This window comes from Sphingobium limneticum (assembly GCF_008710165.1).
Lineage (GTDB): Bacteria > Pseudomonadota > Alphaproteobacteria > Sphingomonadales > Sphingomonadaceae > Sphingobium > Sphingobium limneticum.
On record NZ_VYQA01000001.1, the window covers coordinates 22,552 to 39,688 of the forward strand.

The 17,137-nt window shown below is 63.9% G+C and carries 12 protein-coding genes; 7 read left to right on the forward strand and 5 right to left on the reverse strand.

Annotation, left to right across the window (positions count from 1 at the left end; genetic code table 11):
• Nucleotides 1–99: 99 nt before the first annotated feature.
• The 5 genes from F4U95_RS00080 to F4U95_RS00100 all read left to right on the forward strand — a co-directional run bounded on the left by F4U95_RS00080 (nt 100) and on the right by F4U95_RS00100 (nt 7,007).
• Nucleotides 100–2,241 (forward strand): TonB-dependent receptor, encoded by a 2,142-nt coding sequence (locus F4U95_RS00080; RefSeq protein WP_150424379.1) that lies wholly within the window; start codon nt 100–102, stop codon nt 2,239–2,241.
• A 137-nt stretch (nt 2,242–2,378) separates the two neighbouring features.
• Nucleotides 2,379–3,281 (forward strand): LysR family transcriptional regulator, encoded by a 903-nt coding sequence (locus tag F4U95_RS00085; RefSeq protein WP_150424380.1) that lies wholly within the window; start codon nt 2,379–2,381, stop codon nt 3,279–3,281.
• A 153-nt stretch (nt 3,282–3,434) separates the two neighbouring features.
• The gene (locus tag F4U95_RS00090; RefSeq protein ID WP_150424381.1) at nt 3,435–4,787 is read left to right on the forward strand and encodes an MFS transporter; all 1,353 of its coding nucleotides are present in this window, start codon (nt 3,435–3,437) and stop codon (nt 4,785–4,787) included.
• A gap of 25 nt (nt 4,788–4,812) precedes the next feature.
• Entirely contained in the window at nt 4,813–5,706 is an 894-nt protein-coding gene (locus tag F4U95_RS00095; RefSeq protein WP_150424382.1) for a shikimate dehydrogenase, read from the forward strand.
• Nucleotides 5,703–7,007: a carbohydrate porin gene (locus F4U95_RS00100; RefSeq protein ID WP_150424383.1), complete on the forward strand. Its 1,305-nt coding sequence runs from the start codon at nt 5,703–5,705 to the stop codon at nt 7,005–7,007. The genes F4U95_RS00095 and F4U95_RS00100 overlap by 4 nt, the downstream gene beginning before the upstream one ends.
• A 143-nt stretch (nt 7,008–7,150) precedes the next feature.
• Here F4U95_RS00100 and F4U95_RS00105 read toward each other — a convergent pair whose 3' ends face one another.
• The 5 genes from F4U95_RS00105 to cysD all read right to left on the reverse strand — a co-directional run bounded on the left by F4U95_RS00105 (nt 7,151) and on the right by cysD (nt 14,620).
• Complete coding sequence (locus F4U95_RS00105; RefSeq protein WP_150424384.1) at nt 7,151–9,049, reverse strand: bifunctional sugar phosphate isomerase/epimerase/4-hydroxyphenylpyruvate dioxygenase family protein; 1,899 nt, start codon at nt 9,047–9,049, stop codon at nt 7,151–7,153.
• A gap of 93 nt (nt 9,050–9,142) precedes the next feature.
• Nucleotides 9,143–10,795, reverse strand: a complete 1,653-nt coding sequence (locus F4U95_RS00110) for a M28 family metallopeptidase (protein ID WP_150424385.1) — start codon at nt 10,793–10,795, stop codon at nt 9,143–9,145.
• Between the two features lie 103 nt (nt 10,796–10,898).
• Nucleotides 10,899–11,681 carry a 3'(2'),5'-bisphosphate nucleotidase CysQ gene (locus tag F4U95_RS00115; protein WP_150424386.1) on the reverse strand — a complete coding sequence of 261 codons (783 nt, stop codon included), beginning with the start codon at nt 11,679–11,681 and terminating at the stop codon, nt 10,899–10,901.
• A complete protein-coding gene (gene cysN / locus F4U95_RS00120; protein WP_150424387.1) occupies nt 11,678–13,579 on the reverse strand; it encodes a sulfate adenylyltransferase subunit CysN in 1,902 nt (633 codons plus the stop codon). The genes F4U95_RS00115 and cysN overlap by 4 nt, the downstream gene beginning before the upstream one ends.
• Nucleotides 13,580–13,708: 129 nt before the next feature.
• Complete coding sequence (gene cysD / locus F4U95_RS00125) at nt 13,709–14,620, reverse strand: sulfate adenylyltransferase subunit CysD (RefSeq protein ID WP_150424388.1); 912 nt, start codon at nt 14,618–14,620, stop codon at nt 13,709–13,711.
• An 86-nt stretch (nt 14,621–14,706) separates the two neighbouring features.
• Here cysD and F4U95_RS00130 point away from each other — a divergent pair, with 86 nt between their 5' ends.
• The gene (locus tag F4U95_RS00130; protein WP_150424406.1) at nt 14,707–15,792 is read left to right on the forward strand and encodes a helix-turn-helix transcriptional regulator; all 1,086 of its coding nucleotides are present in this window, start codon (nt 14,707–14,709) and stop codon (nt 15,790–15,792) included.
• Between the two features lie 217 nt (nt 15,793–16,009).
• On the forward strand, nt 16,010–17,125 hold the full coding sequence (locus F4U95_RS00135; protein ID WP_120253006.1) for an NAD(P)-dependent alcohol dehydrogenase: 1,116 nt from the start codon (nt 16,010–16,012) through the stop codon (nt 17,123–17,125).
• Nucleotides 17,126–17,137 lie beyond the last annotated feature (12 nt).

Here is a 17,137-nt window from a genome sequence, read left to right on the forward strand (position 1 = left end):
CGGCAACACTCTGCCGCTTCTATTGTTGCTTCCAGTGCTAATGACTTGCAACAGCCTTGATACTTCTCTAGCGGACCGGCGCATCCGTTAGGGGGAAATATGAAGAGTCGCGCCGCCATGCTGTTCAACACGACGATGCTGTCCCTGGCCAGCCTCGCTGCCGGCGCGCCGCTCGCCCAGGCCGCCGAAGCGGACGATATCGTCGTCACCGCAGCCCGTTCGGTCCTGCCGGCCAATGCGTTGCCGCTGACCATCGACGTCATCGATCAGGAAACGCTCAATCAGCAGGTGGCGATCGGCGGATCGATCGTCGATGCCGTCTCCACGCTCACCCCTTCCTTCTCGCCCACGCGTCAGAAATTGTCGGGCGCCGGCGAAACGCTGCGCGGTCGATCGCCGCTCTACGCCATCAACGGCATCCCGCAGACCGCGCCGCTGCGCGACGGCGCGCGCGACGGCTTCACCATCGATCCCTTCTTCGTCGATCGGGTCGAACTCATCTACGGCTCCAACGCCTTGCAGGGCATTGGCGGCACCGGCGGTATCGTCAATCAGGTGACGGCAGCCCCTGCCAAGAGCGATGGCCTCTCCGGCCGCATGCTGGTGCAGGGCAATGCCGACACCGGCTTCCATGGCGACGGCATCGGCGGCAAGGTCGCGGGCCTGCTCGCCTGGCGCGGTGGCCGCTGGGATGCGATGGTCGGCGCGGCCTATGAAAAGCGTGGCACCTTCTATGACGGCCATGGCAATCGCGTCGGCACCGACCTGACCCAGGGCGAAACGCAGGACAGCCGCAGCTGGTCGCTGTTCGGCCGCTTCGGCTATGCGCTCAGCGACACCGCGCGCATCGACCTGACCATGAGCCGTTTCCAGTTGAAGGGGGAGGGCGATTATATCGCTTCCAACGGCAATTATCGCATCGACCTGCCGACGACATCCGTGCGCGGCACCCCGCCCGGCGTACCGGCCACCAGCCGGACGGAAAGCGCGGCGCTGACCCTGACCGACACCGATCTGGCCGGCGGCAACCTGATCGCGCAAATCTTCTTCAACCGTTCGCGCGACACCTATGGCGGCGAAATCGCCCCGATCGCGACCTTCCAGATTGTGCCCGGCGGCACATTGTTCGATCAGTCGCAGAATCGCAGCCGCAAATATGGCGGCAAGCTCAGCTATGAACGCACCATCCCCGGTTTCGAGGCGCTGACCGCCATCGTCGGCGTCGATGCGCTTTACGACCTAACCGAACAGCGGCTGATCGCCACCGGTCGCACCTGGGTGCCGCCGACCGACTATCGCAGCATCGCCCCCTTCGCGCAGGCGAACCTGGCCCTGTTCGACAAGAAGCTGCGCATCGCCGCTGGCGTCCGTCATGAAGATGTGAAGATCGGCATAGACGATTATACCACGCTCGCCAGCTATGGCGGCTTTGCCGTATCGGGCGGCACGCCGCGCTTCAGCGATACGCTGGTCAACGGCGGCGTCATCCTGGAACCCTGGACCGGCATCCGGGCCTATGCCAGCTATGCCGAAGGCTATACCGTGCCGGACGTCGGTCGCATCGCCCGCGCTGTCGGCACGCCGGGCGTGGATATCGACGATTATGTGAATATCGAACCGATCGTGTCCAACAATCGCGAAATCGGCATGGAAGTGAAGCGCGGGCCGCTCGACGCCAGTGCCGCCTATTTCTGGTCGACCAGCAAAAATGGTTCGCTGCTGGTCCAGACCGCGATCGGCGCGCCGTTCGAAATCCAGCGGCAGCGCGTGGAAATTCAGGGCCTGGAACTCAATCTGAGCGTCAAGATACCGCTGCCGGGCCTGACCCTGTCCACCGGTTACGCCCATCTGATCGGCCGCACCGACGGGTCGGACAATGGCGTCGATGTGGTCGATCGCGACCTGGATGGCGCCAACATCTCGCCCGATCGTTTGAACGTCGCCGCCAGCTATGCACATGGTCCGATCTCGGCGCGCATCCAGACCCAATTCTTCCTCGCCCGCCAGTTCGAACGCACGCCGGGCAATTACAACCCGCTCTACCGGTTCGACGGCTATGACGTGACCGACCTGTCGCTGCGCTACCAAACCGGCTTTGGCGCACTCACGCTGGCGGCGCAGAACATCTTCGATACCTTCTATATCGACTATTACAGTCAGACGGTCCGCCCCAACGACAACGCCCATTATTTCGCCGGGCGGGGGCGTAACTTCACCCTGTCCTGGGACTATCGGTTCTGAATCGATATGGGATCGGGGGCAGGGGCCTCGCGATCCCATATCAACAGGCGCGCAAATGATGCTCTGATTATGTGTGTTGACCGCATTCTGCGAGCTGCGGCTGTTCCAGCCGACTTCAGAATGCTCTAAGGGGCGCCATGCTCACCCTGCGCCAGATCGAGATTTTTCGCGCCATCATGATCGCCAAGACGGTCAGCGCCGCCGCGCAGATGCTCGGCACGTCGCAGCCCGGCCTCAGCCGCATGCTCGGCCATATGGAGGACAAGCTACGCTTCCGCCTGTTCGACCGCACGCGCGGCCGGCTGGTCCCCACCCATGAAGCGCGCGTCCTGTTCGACGAGATCGAGCATGTCTATAAGGGGTTCGAAGACCTCAACCATGTCATCAAGCGTCTGGCCAAGGGGGAAGACCGCACCTTCCGCGTCGGCGCCTCGCCCTCGCTCGGCCATTCGGTCGTGCCGCAAATGCTGGCCCGCCTCACCGCCAACTATCCTGGCCTCACAATCCAGTTCGATATTCTTTCGGTAGAGCAGGCGGCCGATTATCTGGCGCTCCAGCGTGGCGACTATGCGCTGACCGCCTTTCCGCTCGACCATCCCAACATCCTGTCCAGCCGCATCGGCGCTGGACGTATGGTCTGCGCCGTCCCCTCCAGCCACCCGCTCGCCGACCGGAACCGGATCAGCGTGGCGGACATCGCCGGCGAGCAACTGCAATCCTTCCGCCCCGATACGCCGCACGGCCGGATCATCGCCGACATGTTCGCGCGGGCAGGGCAGGAACTGGAGGTCGCGACCTATATCCGTTTTGCCGAAACGGCTGTCGCCTTCGTCGCCAATGGCATGGGCGTGGCGCTGGTTGACAGCTTCACCGCGATGCAGGCCCATGCCGAAACGGTACGCTTCCTGGAGTTCGAAGAGCCGGGCGTGCTGCCCGTCTACATGAACCGCAATCTGGAATCGCCGCGCGCCATCATCGGCGAGACGTTCGAGGAGATATCACGCTCGGTACTCCTCGCCCTCCCACGACCGAAGCCATAACATAAAGGCATGACAAAGCGCGTTTGGCATGATGGAAAGCAAGGATCGTTCGCAACATAGCGGTCCGACCCGCAGAATAGAACCAGATAGGACACCGGGTTGGTTGATGTGAAGGGGCCGGTGGCTCCCGAGAGGATGAAAGGCGTTTCCAAGATGGCCAGTTATTCCGCCAGCGGCACCGTGTCCGTGCGGCCCTATGTGACCGTAGACAATGTCTCGGCCCGGCCGTCCGACAGCAATTGGACCGCGCGCCAGATTCTGGTCGTTGCGACCTGCTTCATCCTCAACATGCTCGACGGCATGGACGTGCTGATCCTCTCCTACATCGCGCCCGCGCTGTCGTCCGACTGGCAGGTCAGCCCCGAAAGCCTGGGCGTCGTGTTCAGCGCGGGGCTGGCCGGCATGGCCGCCGGCGGCCTGCTGATCGCGCCGCTGGCCGACCGCTTCGGCCGGCGCAAACTGATCCTGGCTTCGCTCATCATGATGGCCGTCGCCATGTTCGCGTCGGGCATCGCCACCTCCATCCCCGAACTGATCGCCAGCCGCTTCGTGGTCGGCATCGGCATCGGCACCGTGCTGGCCAGCATGGCTGCGCTCACCGCCGAATATGCGCCCGAAAAGCATCGCACCTTCGCGGTCGGCTTCCTGCAGGCGGGCTATCCGGTCGGCGCGACCATCACCGGCTTCGTCGTCGCCAGCCATGTCACCACCCATGGCTGGCAGGCGATGCTGCTGGGCGCCGCCTTCCTGTGCGCCGCCGCCATTCCGCTGGTGTGGCTGCTGCTGCCCGAATCCATCGCCTTCCTGCTCAGCCGCCAGCCGAAAGGCGCGCTGCAAAAGGCGAACAAGCTGCTCGCCTCGATCGGTCAGCCGCAACTCGACACGCTGCCGCCGCTTGCACAGCGCGAAGCCCGCAATGCCGGCGTGCGCGGCCTGCTGAGCGAAGGCCGCGCGCCGAGCACCATCCTGCTCTGGCTGGCCATCACCTTCAGCTTCATGACCCTTTATTTCGTGATCAGCTGGATTCCCAAGCTGGCGGTCGAGGCCGGCCTGCCGGCAAAGGATGCCATCTATGCCGGCGCCATCTACAATGTCGGGGCCTTCATCGGCACTTCCTCGATCGGCTTGGTCGCGATGCGCTTCGACCTGCGCCGCCTGATCCTGGTCTATATGGCGCTGGCCGCCGCCGCGCTCACCATCTTCGGATCGGTGGCCATGCCGCTCGCCGCGACACTGGGTACCGCCTTCCTGATCGGCGTCTTCGTACAGGGCGGCTTCAACGGCTGCTACCCGCTCGCCGCCAGTCTCTATCCGCCCGAAGCGCGCGGCACCGGCATCGGCTGGGCCATGGGCGTCGGCCGGATCGGCGCGGTGATCGGCCCGATGCTGGGCGGCTTCCTGCTCGCGGCGAAGGTATCGCTGCCGGTGATCTTCGGCATCTTCGCGGTGCCGGTGGTGCTGGCCGGCCTGTGCGCCTCACTCATTCGCCTGCCCAAGGCCGCCTGAACCCTCTCGACCAAGGACAAATCCCATGTTCCAGACCCCCGTATCGGATACGGGCCGACCGGTCGCGTCCATACTCTGCGGCCTGATCGGTAGCGGCATCGCCGGATCGCGCAGCCCGCAAATGCACGAAGGCGAAGCCCGCGCGCTTAGCCTGCCCATGGTCTATCGCATCCTCGATGGCGCAGTGATGGACTATGACGCCTCTGGCTTGCCGCGCCTCATCCCCATGCTGGCGGCGATGGGCTTTGACGGCATCAACGTCACTCATCCTTTCAAGCAGGACGTCATGCCGTTGCTCGACAGCCTGTCCCCTGCGGCGAAGGCGCTGGGCGCGGTCAACACCATCCTGTTCGAAAACGGCCAGGCCTATGGCGACAATACCGACTGGTCGGGCTACCGCGCGCATTTCCTGGCCGGCCTTGGCCAGCACAAGCGCGCCCATGTCGCGATGATCGGCGCAGGCGGCGCGGCGGCGGCGGTGGGCTATGCCCATCTCGACCTTGGTGCCACCCGCCTGACCCTGTTCGATCCCGCACAGGATCGTGCGCAGGCGCTGGCCGATCGCCTCGCCGCGCTCTTCCCCGCCGCGCAGGTGACGGCCGCCCCTACGGCGCAGGCTGCCATCAGCGACGCCGATGGCGTGGTTCAGACTTCGCCCATCGGCATGCTCAGCCATCCGGGCCTGCCCTTCGATCCCGATTGGCTGACGGCCGATCAATGGGTGTCGGACATCATCTATTTCCCGCTTCAGACCGCCTTGCTTGCCGCCGCGCAGGCGAAGGGCTGCGCGACGCTGACCGGAGGCGGCATGGCGGTGATGCAGGCCGCCCATGCCTTCGCCCTCTTCACGGGAACCGAACCCGATTCCGCGCGGATGCTCCGCGATTTCGACCGCGCCAGCGCAGGATCCGCCGCATGATCGCCGACACGCCCCCTGCCATCGTCGTGCCTGCCCCGGTGGTGCTGGCGAAGGCCGCGCAGTTACAGGGGCCATCCGCCGGCCCCCAGACGCCGCCGCCAGCCGCCCCGGCCGACAAGCCCGGCTGGCGCACGCGGCTGAAGGACAAGGGCGTCGATCTCACCTTCTCCTATGTCTCCGAAAGCGCGGCCAGCCTCACCGGCGGGCGGGATGGCGGCGCGGCCTATACCCAGCAATTGCTCGCCTCCGCCTCGATCGACACGGGCAAGGCCTTCGGCCTCGACGGCGGCAAACTGATCGCCACGATCATCCACCGCAAGGGTGAGGATCTGACCGCAACCCGCCTCGGCAACCTGTTCGAAGTGCAGGAATTGTTCGGTGGCGGCCAGGATCTGCGCCCGGCCGAACTCAGCTACGAACAGAAGTTGAACGGCGGCAAGACCGCGTTGAAATTCGGTCTCTACCATACGGGCGACGATTTCGCGACCTTGCCCAGCGGTTGCCAGTTCCAGAATTTCGCCTTCTGCCCGCGCCCGACCACGCTCTTCTACAATAGCGGCTTTTCCGGCTTCCCGATCCCCCGCTGGGGCCTGCGCGTGCGGCAGGAGATAGCGCCCAATCTCAGCGTCACGGTGGCAGGCTTCGAGGTCAACGCCTTCCGCGCCCAGACCGGGGCAGGGTGGAAACTCGCCCCCCGCTTCGACAGCTTCGTCTTTCCGGTCGAGCTGGGGTTGAAGACCGGGCAGAAGCCAGGCGGATTACCGGGCCTGCTGCGCATCGGCGCGCTGGTCGATACTACCGATCGCGCCGATGTGCGCGACGATATCAATGGCGATTCCTATGTCCTGTCCGGCCTCTTGCCCGCGATGCGGCAGGAACGGTGGAGCGCCTGGGCGATGGGCGAACAGATGATCGTCCGGTTCGGTCCGGGCGATCGCGGCCTCAGCCTGTTCGGTACGCTGACCCTGTCGGATCGCCACACTGCGCGGGTGCCGACCTTCATCAGCGGCGGCTTCGTCGCGCGCGGCCTGTGGGATAGCCGGCCCAGGGATAATTTCGGCCTCGGCCTCGTCTATGCCCGCGTCAATCCGCGCATTGCGGACCGCCAGCGCGATCAGCTGTCACTGGGTCAGAATGTCGCGGTGCAAACCCATGAGATGAGCGGCGAAATCTTCTATGGCTGGCAGGCAACCCGCCGCTTGCTGCTGCGCCCTAACCTTCAATATATCCACCGCGTCGGCGCGACCGACCGCTATCCCGACGCGCTGGTGGCAGGCGCGACGATCAAGGTGATCCTGTAGGGCAGGGCGCTGTCCTACAGCGTCTTACAAATGCTATTCCGCTCGCTTCGAGAGAATGGGAGTAAGTGAATCCTATTATTTCCAACATCTGTTCGTAAATGTCGCGATCAGCGGGAAATGTGCGAAGTTAAGCGCCCATATTCCTACAAGGTCGCCGCCGGTATCGCATCCGGCCGGAACCGGTTCTGTGCCGCCAACCGCACCCCGGCATTCGGCGCGCCATAGCCGCCATAGCCTTTGGCCCGCTGGACGAATTCGAAGAAGAACAGCTTGTCGAAGGCCCGGCTATACATCTGCCAGAAGCCGGCGCCTTCGCCATCCTCGTCATAAAGGACGCCGTCATCCGCCATCCGCGCCGCCAGCACCTCGTCCAGGTCGAAACGCGCGGCAAGGTCGGCATGATAATTGGCCGGTATCTCCAGCATCGCGGCGCCATTGTCCTGCAAGCCCTTGGCCGTCGCGAAAATGTCGTCGGTGGTCAGCGCGACATGCTGATACCCACCGCCGAAGCCATGGTCGAGGAAGCGGGACGACAGGGTCTCCCGCGCATCGGACGCGTTGATCGTGACCCGAAACGCCCCGTCCGCCGACTGCAAGGCCTGGCTATGGACCAGCCCCGACGGGTCGATCACATCTTGCGCCGCCCGCGCCTCCAGCCCGAACAGCGATCGCCAGTACAGCTGCCAGGACAGGAATTCATCATTATGGACCACGGCGGCCAGATGGTCGATGCTGCGCACATCGGCACCGATGGCATCCGCATCCATTTCAACCGCGTCGAACTCGCGAGCCCACAGCCCTTCCACCTCATGATCGTCGATCAGGTAGATGAGGCTGCCCCCGACCCCGCGCAGCGCGGGCATCGCCATCCGTCCCGGTCGTCCTTCGGGACTATAGGCCTTGATGCCCAGCGCGGCGGCGCGGGCCAGCACCGCCGCTTTGTCCTTCACCCGCACCCCGATGGCGCAGATGGATGTGCCCTGCGTCGCGCGATAGGCGCTGGCAAAGCCCTTGGGTTCGGCATTGACGATCAGGTTGACGCCGCCCTGCCGCCACCGCGTCACCTTCTTGTGGCGATGCTCGCCCACCAGCGTGAAGCCCAACGACGCAAAGCTGCTGCCCAGCCGCGCGGCATCGCTGCCATCGGCAGTGAACTCCACGAATTCGCAACCCAGCACCGGCTGAGGTGCAGGCATGGCGGTGGGCTGGTCGATCAGCCGTTGCGCGGCATCGCGCACATAGTCGAGCGAACGATGCCCATCCTCCGCCACCAGCCGTGCGGCGTTGGACCGGAAGCGATCGTTGAAGATTTCGAGGCTCAATGGCCCGTCATAGCCGGTACGCAATATCTCCGCCACGAAACCCGCGACGTCCAGCCCGCCCTGTCCTGGCAGATTGCGGAAATGCCGGCTCCAATAGAGCAGGTCCATATCCAGCAACGGCGCGTCGGCCAGTTGCACGAAAGCGATCTTGTCGCCCGGTATCGCCCGGATGCTCTCGCTCGGTATCTGGCGCGACAGCGAATGATAGCTGTCCAGGATGATGCCGATATTCGGATGATCGACCGCCTCCACGATGGCCCAGGCGTCGCGATGGTCGTTGACATGCCGGCCCCAGGCCAGCGCCTCATAGCCCACGATGATGCCGCGTTCCTGCGCGATACCGCCCAGCTCGCGGAAATCATCGACGATCCGCGCCCGCTCGCCCAGCGCGGCGGGATGGCAACTGGAGCAGAAGAGGATGCGGTCGGTCCCCAGCTCTTCCATCAGGTCGAACTTGGCTCGCGCCCGGTCGAAGGCGCGGCGGCGCAGGTCGCCCGGCAACCCTTCGAAATCGCGGAAGGGTTGATAGAGCATGCAGGCCAGCCCCAGATCGTCCAGCATCGCCCGCACGTCCCTAGGCGAAAGCGCCGACCCGATCAGGTCATTCTCGAAAATCTCGACCCCGGCAAAGCCCGCAGCAGCGGCGGCCTTCAGCTTCTCCTCCAGCGTTCCGCGCAGCGATACGGTGGCGATGGCGTTCAGGGATTGAGAGATGGTCATGGCGGCTCCTCAGCAGGCCGCCATATTCCTCTCCCCGGTCAGCATCGGCAATCGGGCCGAACTGACCGGGGCATAGCTTATGGTTATACCATCCTATTTCCGCTGCGCCGTCGTCGCATCGCGGGTCGCGCGGAATTCGCTATCCGCCGACCAGTTGGGCCAGTCATGGCTGTCGGCCACGCGCCGCCCGACATTGTAGAGCAGGGTCAGGTCGCCGACCCAGCTGCTCGTATCCCAGTTGGCGTCATATTCGTCGGCCGGTTGGTGATAGCGATCCTTGGTATAGGCGTCCTGCAACAGCTTGCCGCGCTCGGCCCCGCCATTGACCAGTTCGCGCCCCGGATTGAAGGAAATGGCCGGTACGCCGCGCTTGGCCATCGGGAAGTGATCCGACCGATAGAAGCTGCCCGCCTCCGGCCGCGCATCCGGCGTATAATGGCGACCCAATTTCTCGCCTTCCTGCGTCAACGTGGTCAGCAGGTCCAGCTTGGCTGCGCCCGAAATGCTGAAATTGCTGGTCTTCTCGATCCCGAACGGCCCGTCCATATTGACGACGCCCGCTGTGGTCGCCAGCGGCCGCAGCGGATTGTCGGCATAATATTCGGACCCCAGCAGCCCTTTTTCCTCGGCCGTCACCGCCAGGAACAGGACGGTCCGCTCGGGCTTCGGCCCCTTGGCATAGGCGCGCGCCAGTTCCAGCAGCGCCGCCGTGCCCGACGCATTATCCTTCGCGCCATTATAGATGGTGTCGCCCTTTGCATCGGGCGCGCCGATGCCCAGATGATCCCAATGTGCCGAATAGATCACCGTCTCGTCGGGATATTTGCTGCCCTGCACCAGGCCCGCGACATTGTGCGATGTGATGATCTCGGACTTCACCGCATAGTCGGCGCTCATCGTGGCTTTGAGCGGAATGGGCTTGAAATCCTTCTTGCGCGCCGCTGCCTTGGCCGCTTCGAAATCTACGCCGGACGCGGCCAGCAACTTGGCGGCCAGATCCTTCTGCACCCAACCTTCCATCTGCGTATGCGCCGCCTTGGGATCGGCGCGGACGATGTCGAACATGGTGTTGGTGTTGCTGTTCTTGACCGTGGCCCAGCCATAGGAGGCCGGCTCGCTTTCATGCACGACCAGAACGCCGGCCGCACCCTGCCGCGCGGCTTCCTCATATTTATAGGTCCAGCGGCCATAATAGGTCATCAGCTTGCCGCCGAAATCGCCTTCGCCGCCCTCGAAATCCGGGTCGTTGACCAGCACGACCATGATCTTGCCCTTGAGGTCGACGCCCTTGAAGTCATCCCAGCCGCGCTCCGGCGCCTTCACGCCATAGCCGACGAAGACCAGAGGCAGGTTGGCGAACTTGACCGCCGTCTGGCCTGTCTCGGCCGCGCGCACGGCGATCTCGCTCCCTTGCGCCAAGGGTTGCGAAGCGCCGCCGATCGTCATCGACAGGGTCGGCGTTCCGGTGATGTTGGACATGCGCAGCGGGACGTCCTGGAACCAGCTGCCCTTGGGGCCGGCCGGCTTCAGCCCCGCCGCCTTCATCTGCGCCGAAATATAGTCGATCGTCTTCACCTCGGCACGGGTCGCCGGGCCGCGCCCTTCAAATGCGTCGCTGGCCAGAGTCTTGATGTCGGCGCTGACACGGGCGACATCGAAACTGGGCGGCGCCGCCAATGCGATGGCCGACGTGGAGAGCAGGCCAGCCAGCATCAGGGGGCGGACAAACGATAAAGAGGGCAACATAATCAACTCCTTGGCGCAGGACTGCGCGGGCGAGTCGGGATCATGCCGATCGGACGGCCAATGTCGACCGGCTTTATTACAGCTTGCAGGGAAGGGGGCCTGTTCAGGCCCTTGCAACGCTCTGATTATAGCGCGCCACCTGCCGCAGCACATCGTCGGCATGTTCCCGCCGGCAGATCAGCAGGTCGGGCAGATAGACGTCCGCCCGGTTATAGACGAGCGGCGACCCGTCGATGCGCGAGCAATGCAGGCCATGCGCACGCGCGACCGCGACAGGGGCCATGCTGTCCCATTCATATTGCCCGCCGCTGTGCAGATAGATATCGGCCTGCCCCAGGATGATCGCCATCGCCTTGGCGCCCGCAGACCCCATCGGTACCAGTTCCGCGTCGATCGCCGCCGCAACCGCCAGCGCTTCGGCGGCGGGCCGGGTGCGGCTGACGACCATGCGCAGCTTTTCGGGCGCGGGGGGGACGGTCCGAACTTGATCGGTACGCAGAACGATGCCCCCCTCCAGGCCCGGCAGCGCCACTGCGCCAATGCTGGGGATGCCGTCGATGGCCAGGCCCACATGCACGGCCCAGTCGGTCCGCTCCTCGCCATATTCGCGCGTGCCGTCCACCGGATCGACGATCCACACACGGCTCTTGGCTAAGCGCTCTTCATTGTCCTTTTCCTCCTCCGACAGCAGCCCGTCTTCGGGTCGCTGTTCGCGCAGGGCGTGGCAGAGGAACTGGTTGGCGGTCTGATCCCCCGCCTTGCCCAGCGCCTTGGGGCTGAACAAAGCGGAGGCGCGGACGTCGAGCAGCAGGCGCCCGGCTATTTGGGCCAGATGGGCAGCCAGCGTTGCGTCGGCTACGGCCCTGTCAGACGGCGCCTCGCTCACGGGATCAGCCTGGCGACGATTGCGTCGGCGGCTTCCTCCGCCGTCATGGCCGCCGTGTCTATGCGGATTTCCGGGTCTTCGGGCGCTTCATAGGGGCTGTCGATGCCGGTGAAATTCTTGAGCTGGCCCGATCGAGCTTTCTTGTAGAGGCCCTTGACGTCCCGCGCTTCCGCATCGGCCAGCGTCGTGTCGATATGCACCTCGATGAACTCGCCGGGCTGCATCATGCTCCGCACCATGTCGCGCTCGGCGCGGAAGGGGGAGATGAATGCCGTGATGACGATCAGGCCGGCGTCCGTCATCAGCTTGGCCACTTCGCCCACGCGGCGGATATTCTCCACCCGGTCAGCATCGGTAAAGCCCAGATCCTTGTTCAGGCCATGACGCACATTGTCGCCATCCAGCAGGAAGGTGTGGCGGTTCATCCGCGCCAGCTTCTTTTCCACCAGATTGGCGATGGTCGACTTGCCCGCACCCGACAGCCCGGTGAACCACAGCACGGCCGGCTTCTGGTTCTTCAGGCCCGCATGGAAATCGCGGCTGATGTCGGTCGCCTGCCAATGGACATTCTGCGCGCGACGCAGGCTGAAGTGGAGCATGCCTGCCGCCACCGTCGCATTGGTCAGCTTGTCGATCAGGATGAAGCCGCCCAGCGTCCGATTGGCCGCATAGGGTTCGAACACGATCTGCTTGTCGGTCGACAGGTTGGCGACGCCGATGGCGTTCAACTCCAGCGTCTTGGCCGCCAGATGCTCCATCGTATTGACGTTGACTTGATATTTGGGCTGCTGGATCGTGGCCGTCACCATTTGGGTGCCGATCTTGAGCCAATAGGAGCGGCCCGGCAGCATTTCCTCGTCCGCCATCCACACGATCGTCGCCTCGAACTGGTCGGCGGCCTGGGGCGGGTTGTCCGACGCGGCGATCACATCCCCGCGCGAGCAATCGACCTCGTCCGCAAAGCAGAGCGTGACCGACTGGCCAGCGACGGCCTCATCCAGATCGCCGTCCAGCGTGACGATGCGGGTGATCGTGCTGGTCTTGCCCGACGGCAGGACGCGGATGGCGTCACCCGGCTTGACGCTGCCCGTCGCGATCTGGCCGGAAAAGCCGCGGAAATCCAGATTGGGGCGGTTGACCCATTGGACGGCCATGCGGAACGGCTTGTCCGCGTCGGCTGCGCTGTTGACCTCCACCGTTTCCAGATGCTCGATCAGCGCCGGCCCCTTATACCAGGGCGTGTTCGCGCTGGGGCCAGTGATATTGTCGCCCTTGAAACCAGAGATCGGCATGGGGGTGAAAGACGTGATGCCGATCGAACGGGCGAACGCGGCATAGTCGGCCACGATCTTGTCGAACACCGCCTGATCATAACCGACCAGATCCATCTTGTTCACCGCCAGGACGATGTTGCGGATACCGATCAAGTGGGCGAGATAGCTGTGCCGACGGGTCTGGGTCAGGATGCCCTTGCGCGCGTCGATCAGGATGACGGCGAGGTCGGCGGTCGATGCGCCGGTGACCATATTGCGGGTATATTGTTCGTGGCCGGGCGTGTCGGCGACGATGAACTTGCGCTTTTCGGTCGCGAAGAAGCGATAGGCGACGTCGATGGTGATGCCCTGTTCACGCTCGGCGGCAAGCCCATCGACGAGGAGCGCGAAGTCGATCTCCTGCCCCTGCGTGCCGACCTTCTTGCTGTCCGCCTCCAGCGCGGCAAGTTGATCCTCGAAGATCATCTTGCTGTCGTATAGCAGGCGGCCGATCAGTGTCGACTTGCCATCGTCCACCGACCCGCAGGTGATGAACCGCAGCATCGTCTTATGCTCATGGACCTTGAGATACTGGTCGATATCCTGCGCGATGAGAGCGTCTGTCTTGTAGATGGGGTCGGTCATATGTTCATCCCGTCATCCCAGCGGAAACTGGGATCGCGTTGATCTTGGGAAGGTTGTGCCGGATAGCACGCGACCCCAGCCTGCGCTGGGGTTGACGCTTCGTCACCCGCTCGCGGATGACGTGGCGCGTCAAAAGTAACCCTCTTGTTTCTTCTTCTCCATGCCGGCGCCGCCCGCATCCTTGTCGATCGCGCGGCCCTGACGCTCCGACGTGGTGGTCAGCAGCGTTTCCTGGATCACGTCGGGCAGCGTCTTGGCCGTGCTCTCGACCGCGCCGGTCAGCGGATAGCAGCCCAGCGTGCGGAACCGGATGGAGCGCATCACCGGTTCTTCGCCCGGTTGCAGCGGGAAGCGATCATCATCGACCATCAGCAACATGCCGTCGCGCTCCACCGTCGGGCGTTCGTCCGCGAAATAAAGCGGCACGATCGGCACGTCGTTCAGGTGGATATATTGCCAGATATCCAGCTCGGTCCAATTGCTGATCGGGAAGATGCGGATGCTCTCGCCCTTGTTCTTGCGGGCGTTATAGAGGTTCCACAGTTCGGGCCGCTGGTTCTTGGGATCCCAACCATGCGACGCGGTGCGGAAGGAGAAGATACGCTCCTTCGCCCGGCTCTTTTCCTCGTCGCGGCGCGCACCGCCAAAGGCCGCGTCGAACCCGTAGAGGTTGAGCGCCTGCTTCAATCCCTCCGTCTTCCACATGTCGGTGTGCAGCGGGCCATGGTCGAACGGGTTGATACCGCGCTCGGCCGCTTCGGGATTCTGGTAGACCAGCAGTTCCATGCCGCTTTCCTGCGCCATCCGGTCGCGCAGCTTGTACATTTCCTGGAATTTCCAGGTCGTATCGACATGCAGCAGCGGGAAAGGCGGGGGCGAGGGGTAAAAGGCCTTGCGCGCCAGATGCAGCATCACGGCGCTGTCCTTGCCCACCGAATAGAGCATGACCGGCTTTTCGGCTTCGGCCACCACTTCGCGCAGAATATGGATGCTCTCGGCTTCCAGCCGCTCCAAATGGGTCAGGGTCTTCGCGTCCACCATCTATCCTCGCAATCTTCTTGCGCGTTCCATTGCCACCCGGCAACAATCATTGGACCTCCCATATGGGAGGGTCTATGCCGCTGTCCATGCGATTGGACGATTCCAGCTTGTTGGCCAGCCTGCATGACGGCATGTTTCAGCAGCCGCTATGGCATGATTTTCTGGAGCGATTACGCGGCCGTTTGCAGGTGCTCTATGCCGGTCTGACCTTTGATCCACCCCATGAAACCGGGTTGGTCGCGCTGCATGCCGGGCCAGTAACATCATTGAATCTAGGTAATATTTTCACGGACAATGATCTTCAATCATCCAAGCCGCGACGGCCGATGCGGGAAGGGCGGGTCTATGCCCTAGGCGAACTGATCGATCCGGATGACGCCGCGCGTAACGCCTGGCGTGAAGAAGAACTTCTACCGATCGGCATAGAAGATTTGCGGGCGGTTCGGGTCGCAGAGGAGAGCGGCGTCAACGCATGGCTTTGCTGCGGAGGACGGCATCTGTCATCCTCCGCCACATCCTTGCTGACTGCGCTGGCGCCGCATCTGCGCATCGCGATGCGTGGGTTCGTGGCGCTTGAGCGGGAAAGGCTGCGGTCCAGTCTGGCATCGGAAGCTTTTGGTCGCTTGAACTTCGGCTGGTTGACGCTGGATGCGCAGTGCCGCATCCTGGACATGACAGCCCATGTCGATCAGTTGTTTCAGCGCAACGGCCTGCTGCGACGCGGCCGTTATGATCGCTTGACCCCGGCATCGCCAGATCTGGACCGGGAACTGACCGCGTTGGTCAAACGGTTCGCGCAGGATGCCGATGCGCGGCCGCATGCGGTCAACCTCAGCCGCGATCCACGCATGGACATGTTGGTGGCGCCGTTCCGGGGCGGATCCGTCGCGGCGGGCAATGCGCCGGCGGCGATCGTCTACCTGAGCGGCGACCGATCGTCGCAGGCGGACCGATGCGAGCAGTTGGTCGAACTGTTCGGCCTGTTGCCGAGCGAGGCGCGGCTTGCCTGGGAGATCGCGCAGGGCATCCCGATCGCGGAAGCTGCCGCGAACCTGAACCTCACCGTCGAGACGGCCCGCAATTATTCCAAGAAGATCTACGCCAAGATGGGTGCGCGGGGTCAGGCGGAACTGGTGCGGATCATTCTGAGTAGCGTACTGGCGATCGCCTGACGGGATGACATGAGACAGCGAGTTGGACAGTGGTAATGCTGTCGGGATGTGGTGGAGTTTAACATAATATATATTATCGATTATATGGAGATCGCTTCCGCGTAAGGCCAGCCGGCGATTTTTCACCAGAAAACACCGCCGATCGCGAAAAGGCCTTACAAATTCCGGCCTTGCCGGTCATCATCCTAATGATCGTTATAAATTGAGAGGATGCCGCATGACCACCGCCAGAGCCGCCATATGCCACGGCAGCAGCCAGCCATTCGCCATCGCCGACGTGCAGCTTGACGCGTTGCGGCCGGACGAACTGCGCGTCCGGATCGTCGCCTGCGGCATATGCCATACCGATCTGGCGGTGCGCGATGCGCAATTGCCGGTCCCGTTGCCCATCGTGCTGGGCCATGAAGGCGCCGGCATCGTGGAGGCGGTCGGCAGCGCCGTGACGGCCGTAAAGCCCGGCGACCGGGTGGTGATGAGCTTCAACAGTTGCGGCCATTGCCCCAGCTGTGCGGTCGATGCGCCGACCTATTGCTACGAATTCTTCCCGCATAACTGGTCGGGCACGCGCGCCGACGGCAGCCCCACCCTGTTTCAGGACGGCCAGCCACTGAACGGCCACTTCTTCGGCCAGTCCGCCTTCGCCACCCATGCCATCGCGCATGAACGCAATGTCGTGCGCGTGCCCGACACGATGGATGGCGTGCCGCTGGACATATTGGCGCCGATCGGCTGCGGCCTGATGACTGGAGCCGGCGCCGTGCTGCGGGCGATGAAGGTGCGCGCGGGCTTGCCGATCGCAATATGGGGCGCCGGAACGGTCGGCATGGCCGCAATCATGGCAGCGAAAATTGCCGGCGCTGACCCCATCATCGCCATCGACGTGCATGAATCGCGTCTGACGCTGGCGCAGGAACTGGGCGCGACCCATGTGATCAACGGCAAGGATGATGTCGCCGCCCGCATCCGCGACCTGTGCCCGGCGGGGCTTGGCTATGCCTTCGACACGACCGGGATCAACCGGCTGATCGAACAGGCGGTGTCGCTGCTGGCGCCGATGGGTATCGCCGGGCTGGTCGGTGCGTCCGGCCCGGCCGATATGGTGAGCTTCAACGAAGCCGCGCTGATGGGCGGCGGCCGCCGGATCATGGGCATATTGGGCGGCGACAGCGACTTGCAGGCTTTCCTGCCCGAATTGATGGACCATTATCGGGCGGGCCGCTTCCCCTTCGACCGTCTGATCGGCCATTTCCCGTTCGACGCCATCAACGAAGCGATCGCCGCCAGCGAAAGCGGTCAGGTGGTCAAGCCGGTGCTGCGCATATCGGAGGAATGACGGGCGCTCGGC

What these genes read in the sequence shown, in the direction of transcription:
- F4U95_RS00080 (WP_150424379.1), top strand. Translation starts at nt 100, where the DNA reads ATGAAGAGTCGCGCCGCCATGCTGTTCAACACGACGATGCTGTCCCTG.
- F4U95_RS00085 (WP_150424380.1), top strand. Translation starts at nt 2,379, where the DNA reads ATGCTCACCCTGCGCCAGATCGAGATTTTTCGCGCCATCATGATCGCC.
- F4U95_RS00090 (WP_150424381.1), top strand. Translation starts at nt 3,435, where the DNA reads ATGGCCAGTTATTCCGCCAGCGGCACCGTGTCCGTGCGGCCCTATGTG.
- F4U95_RS00095 (WP_150424382.1), top strand. Translation starts at nt 4,813, where the DNA reads ATGTTCCAGACCCCCGTATCGGATACGGGCCGACCGGTCGCGTCCATA.
- F4U95_RS00100 (WP_150424383.1), top strand. Translation starts at nt 5,703, where the DNA reads ATGATCGCCGACACGCCCCCTGCCATCGTCGTGCCTGCCCCGGTGGTG.
- F4U95_RS00105 (WP_150424384.1), bottom strand. Translation starts at nt 9,049, where the DNA reads ATGACCATCTCTCAATCCCTGAACGCCATCGCCACCGTATCGCTGCGC.
- F4U95_RS00110 (WP_150424385.1), bottom strand. Translation starts at nt 10,795, where the DNA reads ATGTTGCCCTCTTTATCGTTTGTCCGCCCCCTGATGCTGGCTGGCCTG.
- cysN (WP_150424387.1), bottom strand. Translation starts at nt 13,579, where the DNA reads ATGACCGACCCCATCTACAAGACAGACGCTCTCATCGCGCAGGATATC.
- cysD (WP_150424388.1), bottom strand. Translation starts at nt 14,620, where the DNA reads ATGGTGGACGCGAAGACCCTGACCCATTTGGAGCGGCTGGAAGCCGAG.
- F4U95_RS00130 (WP_150424406.1), top strand. Translation starts at nt 14,707, where the DNA reads ATGCGATTGGACGATTCCAGCTTGTTGGCCAGCCTGCATGACGGCATG.
- F4U95_RS00135 (WP_120253006.1), top strand. Translation starts at nt 16,010, where the DNA reads ATGACCACCGCCAGAGCCGCCATATGCCACGGCAGCAGCCAGCCATTC.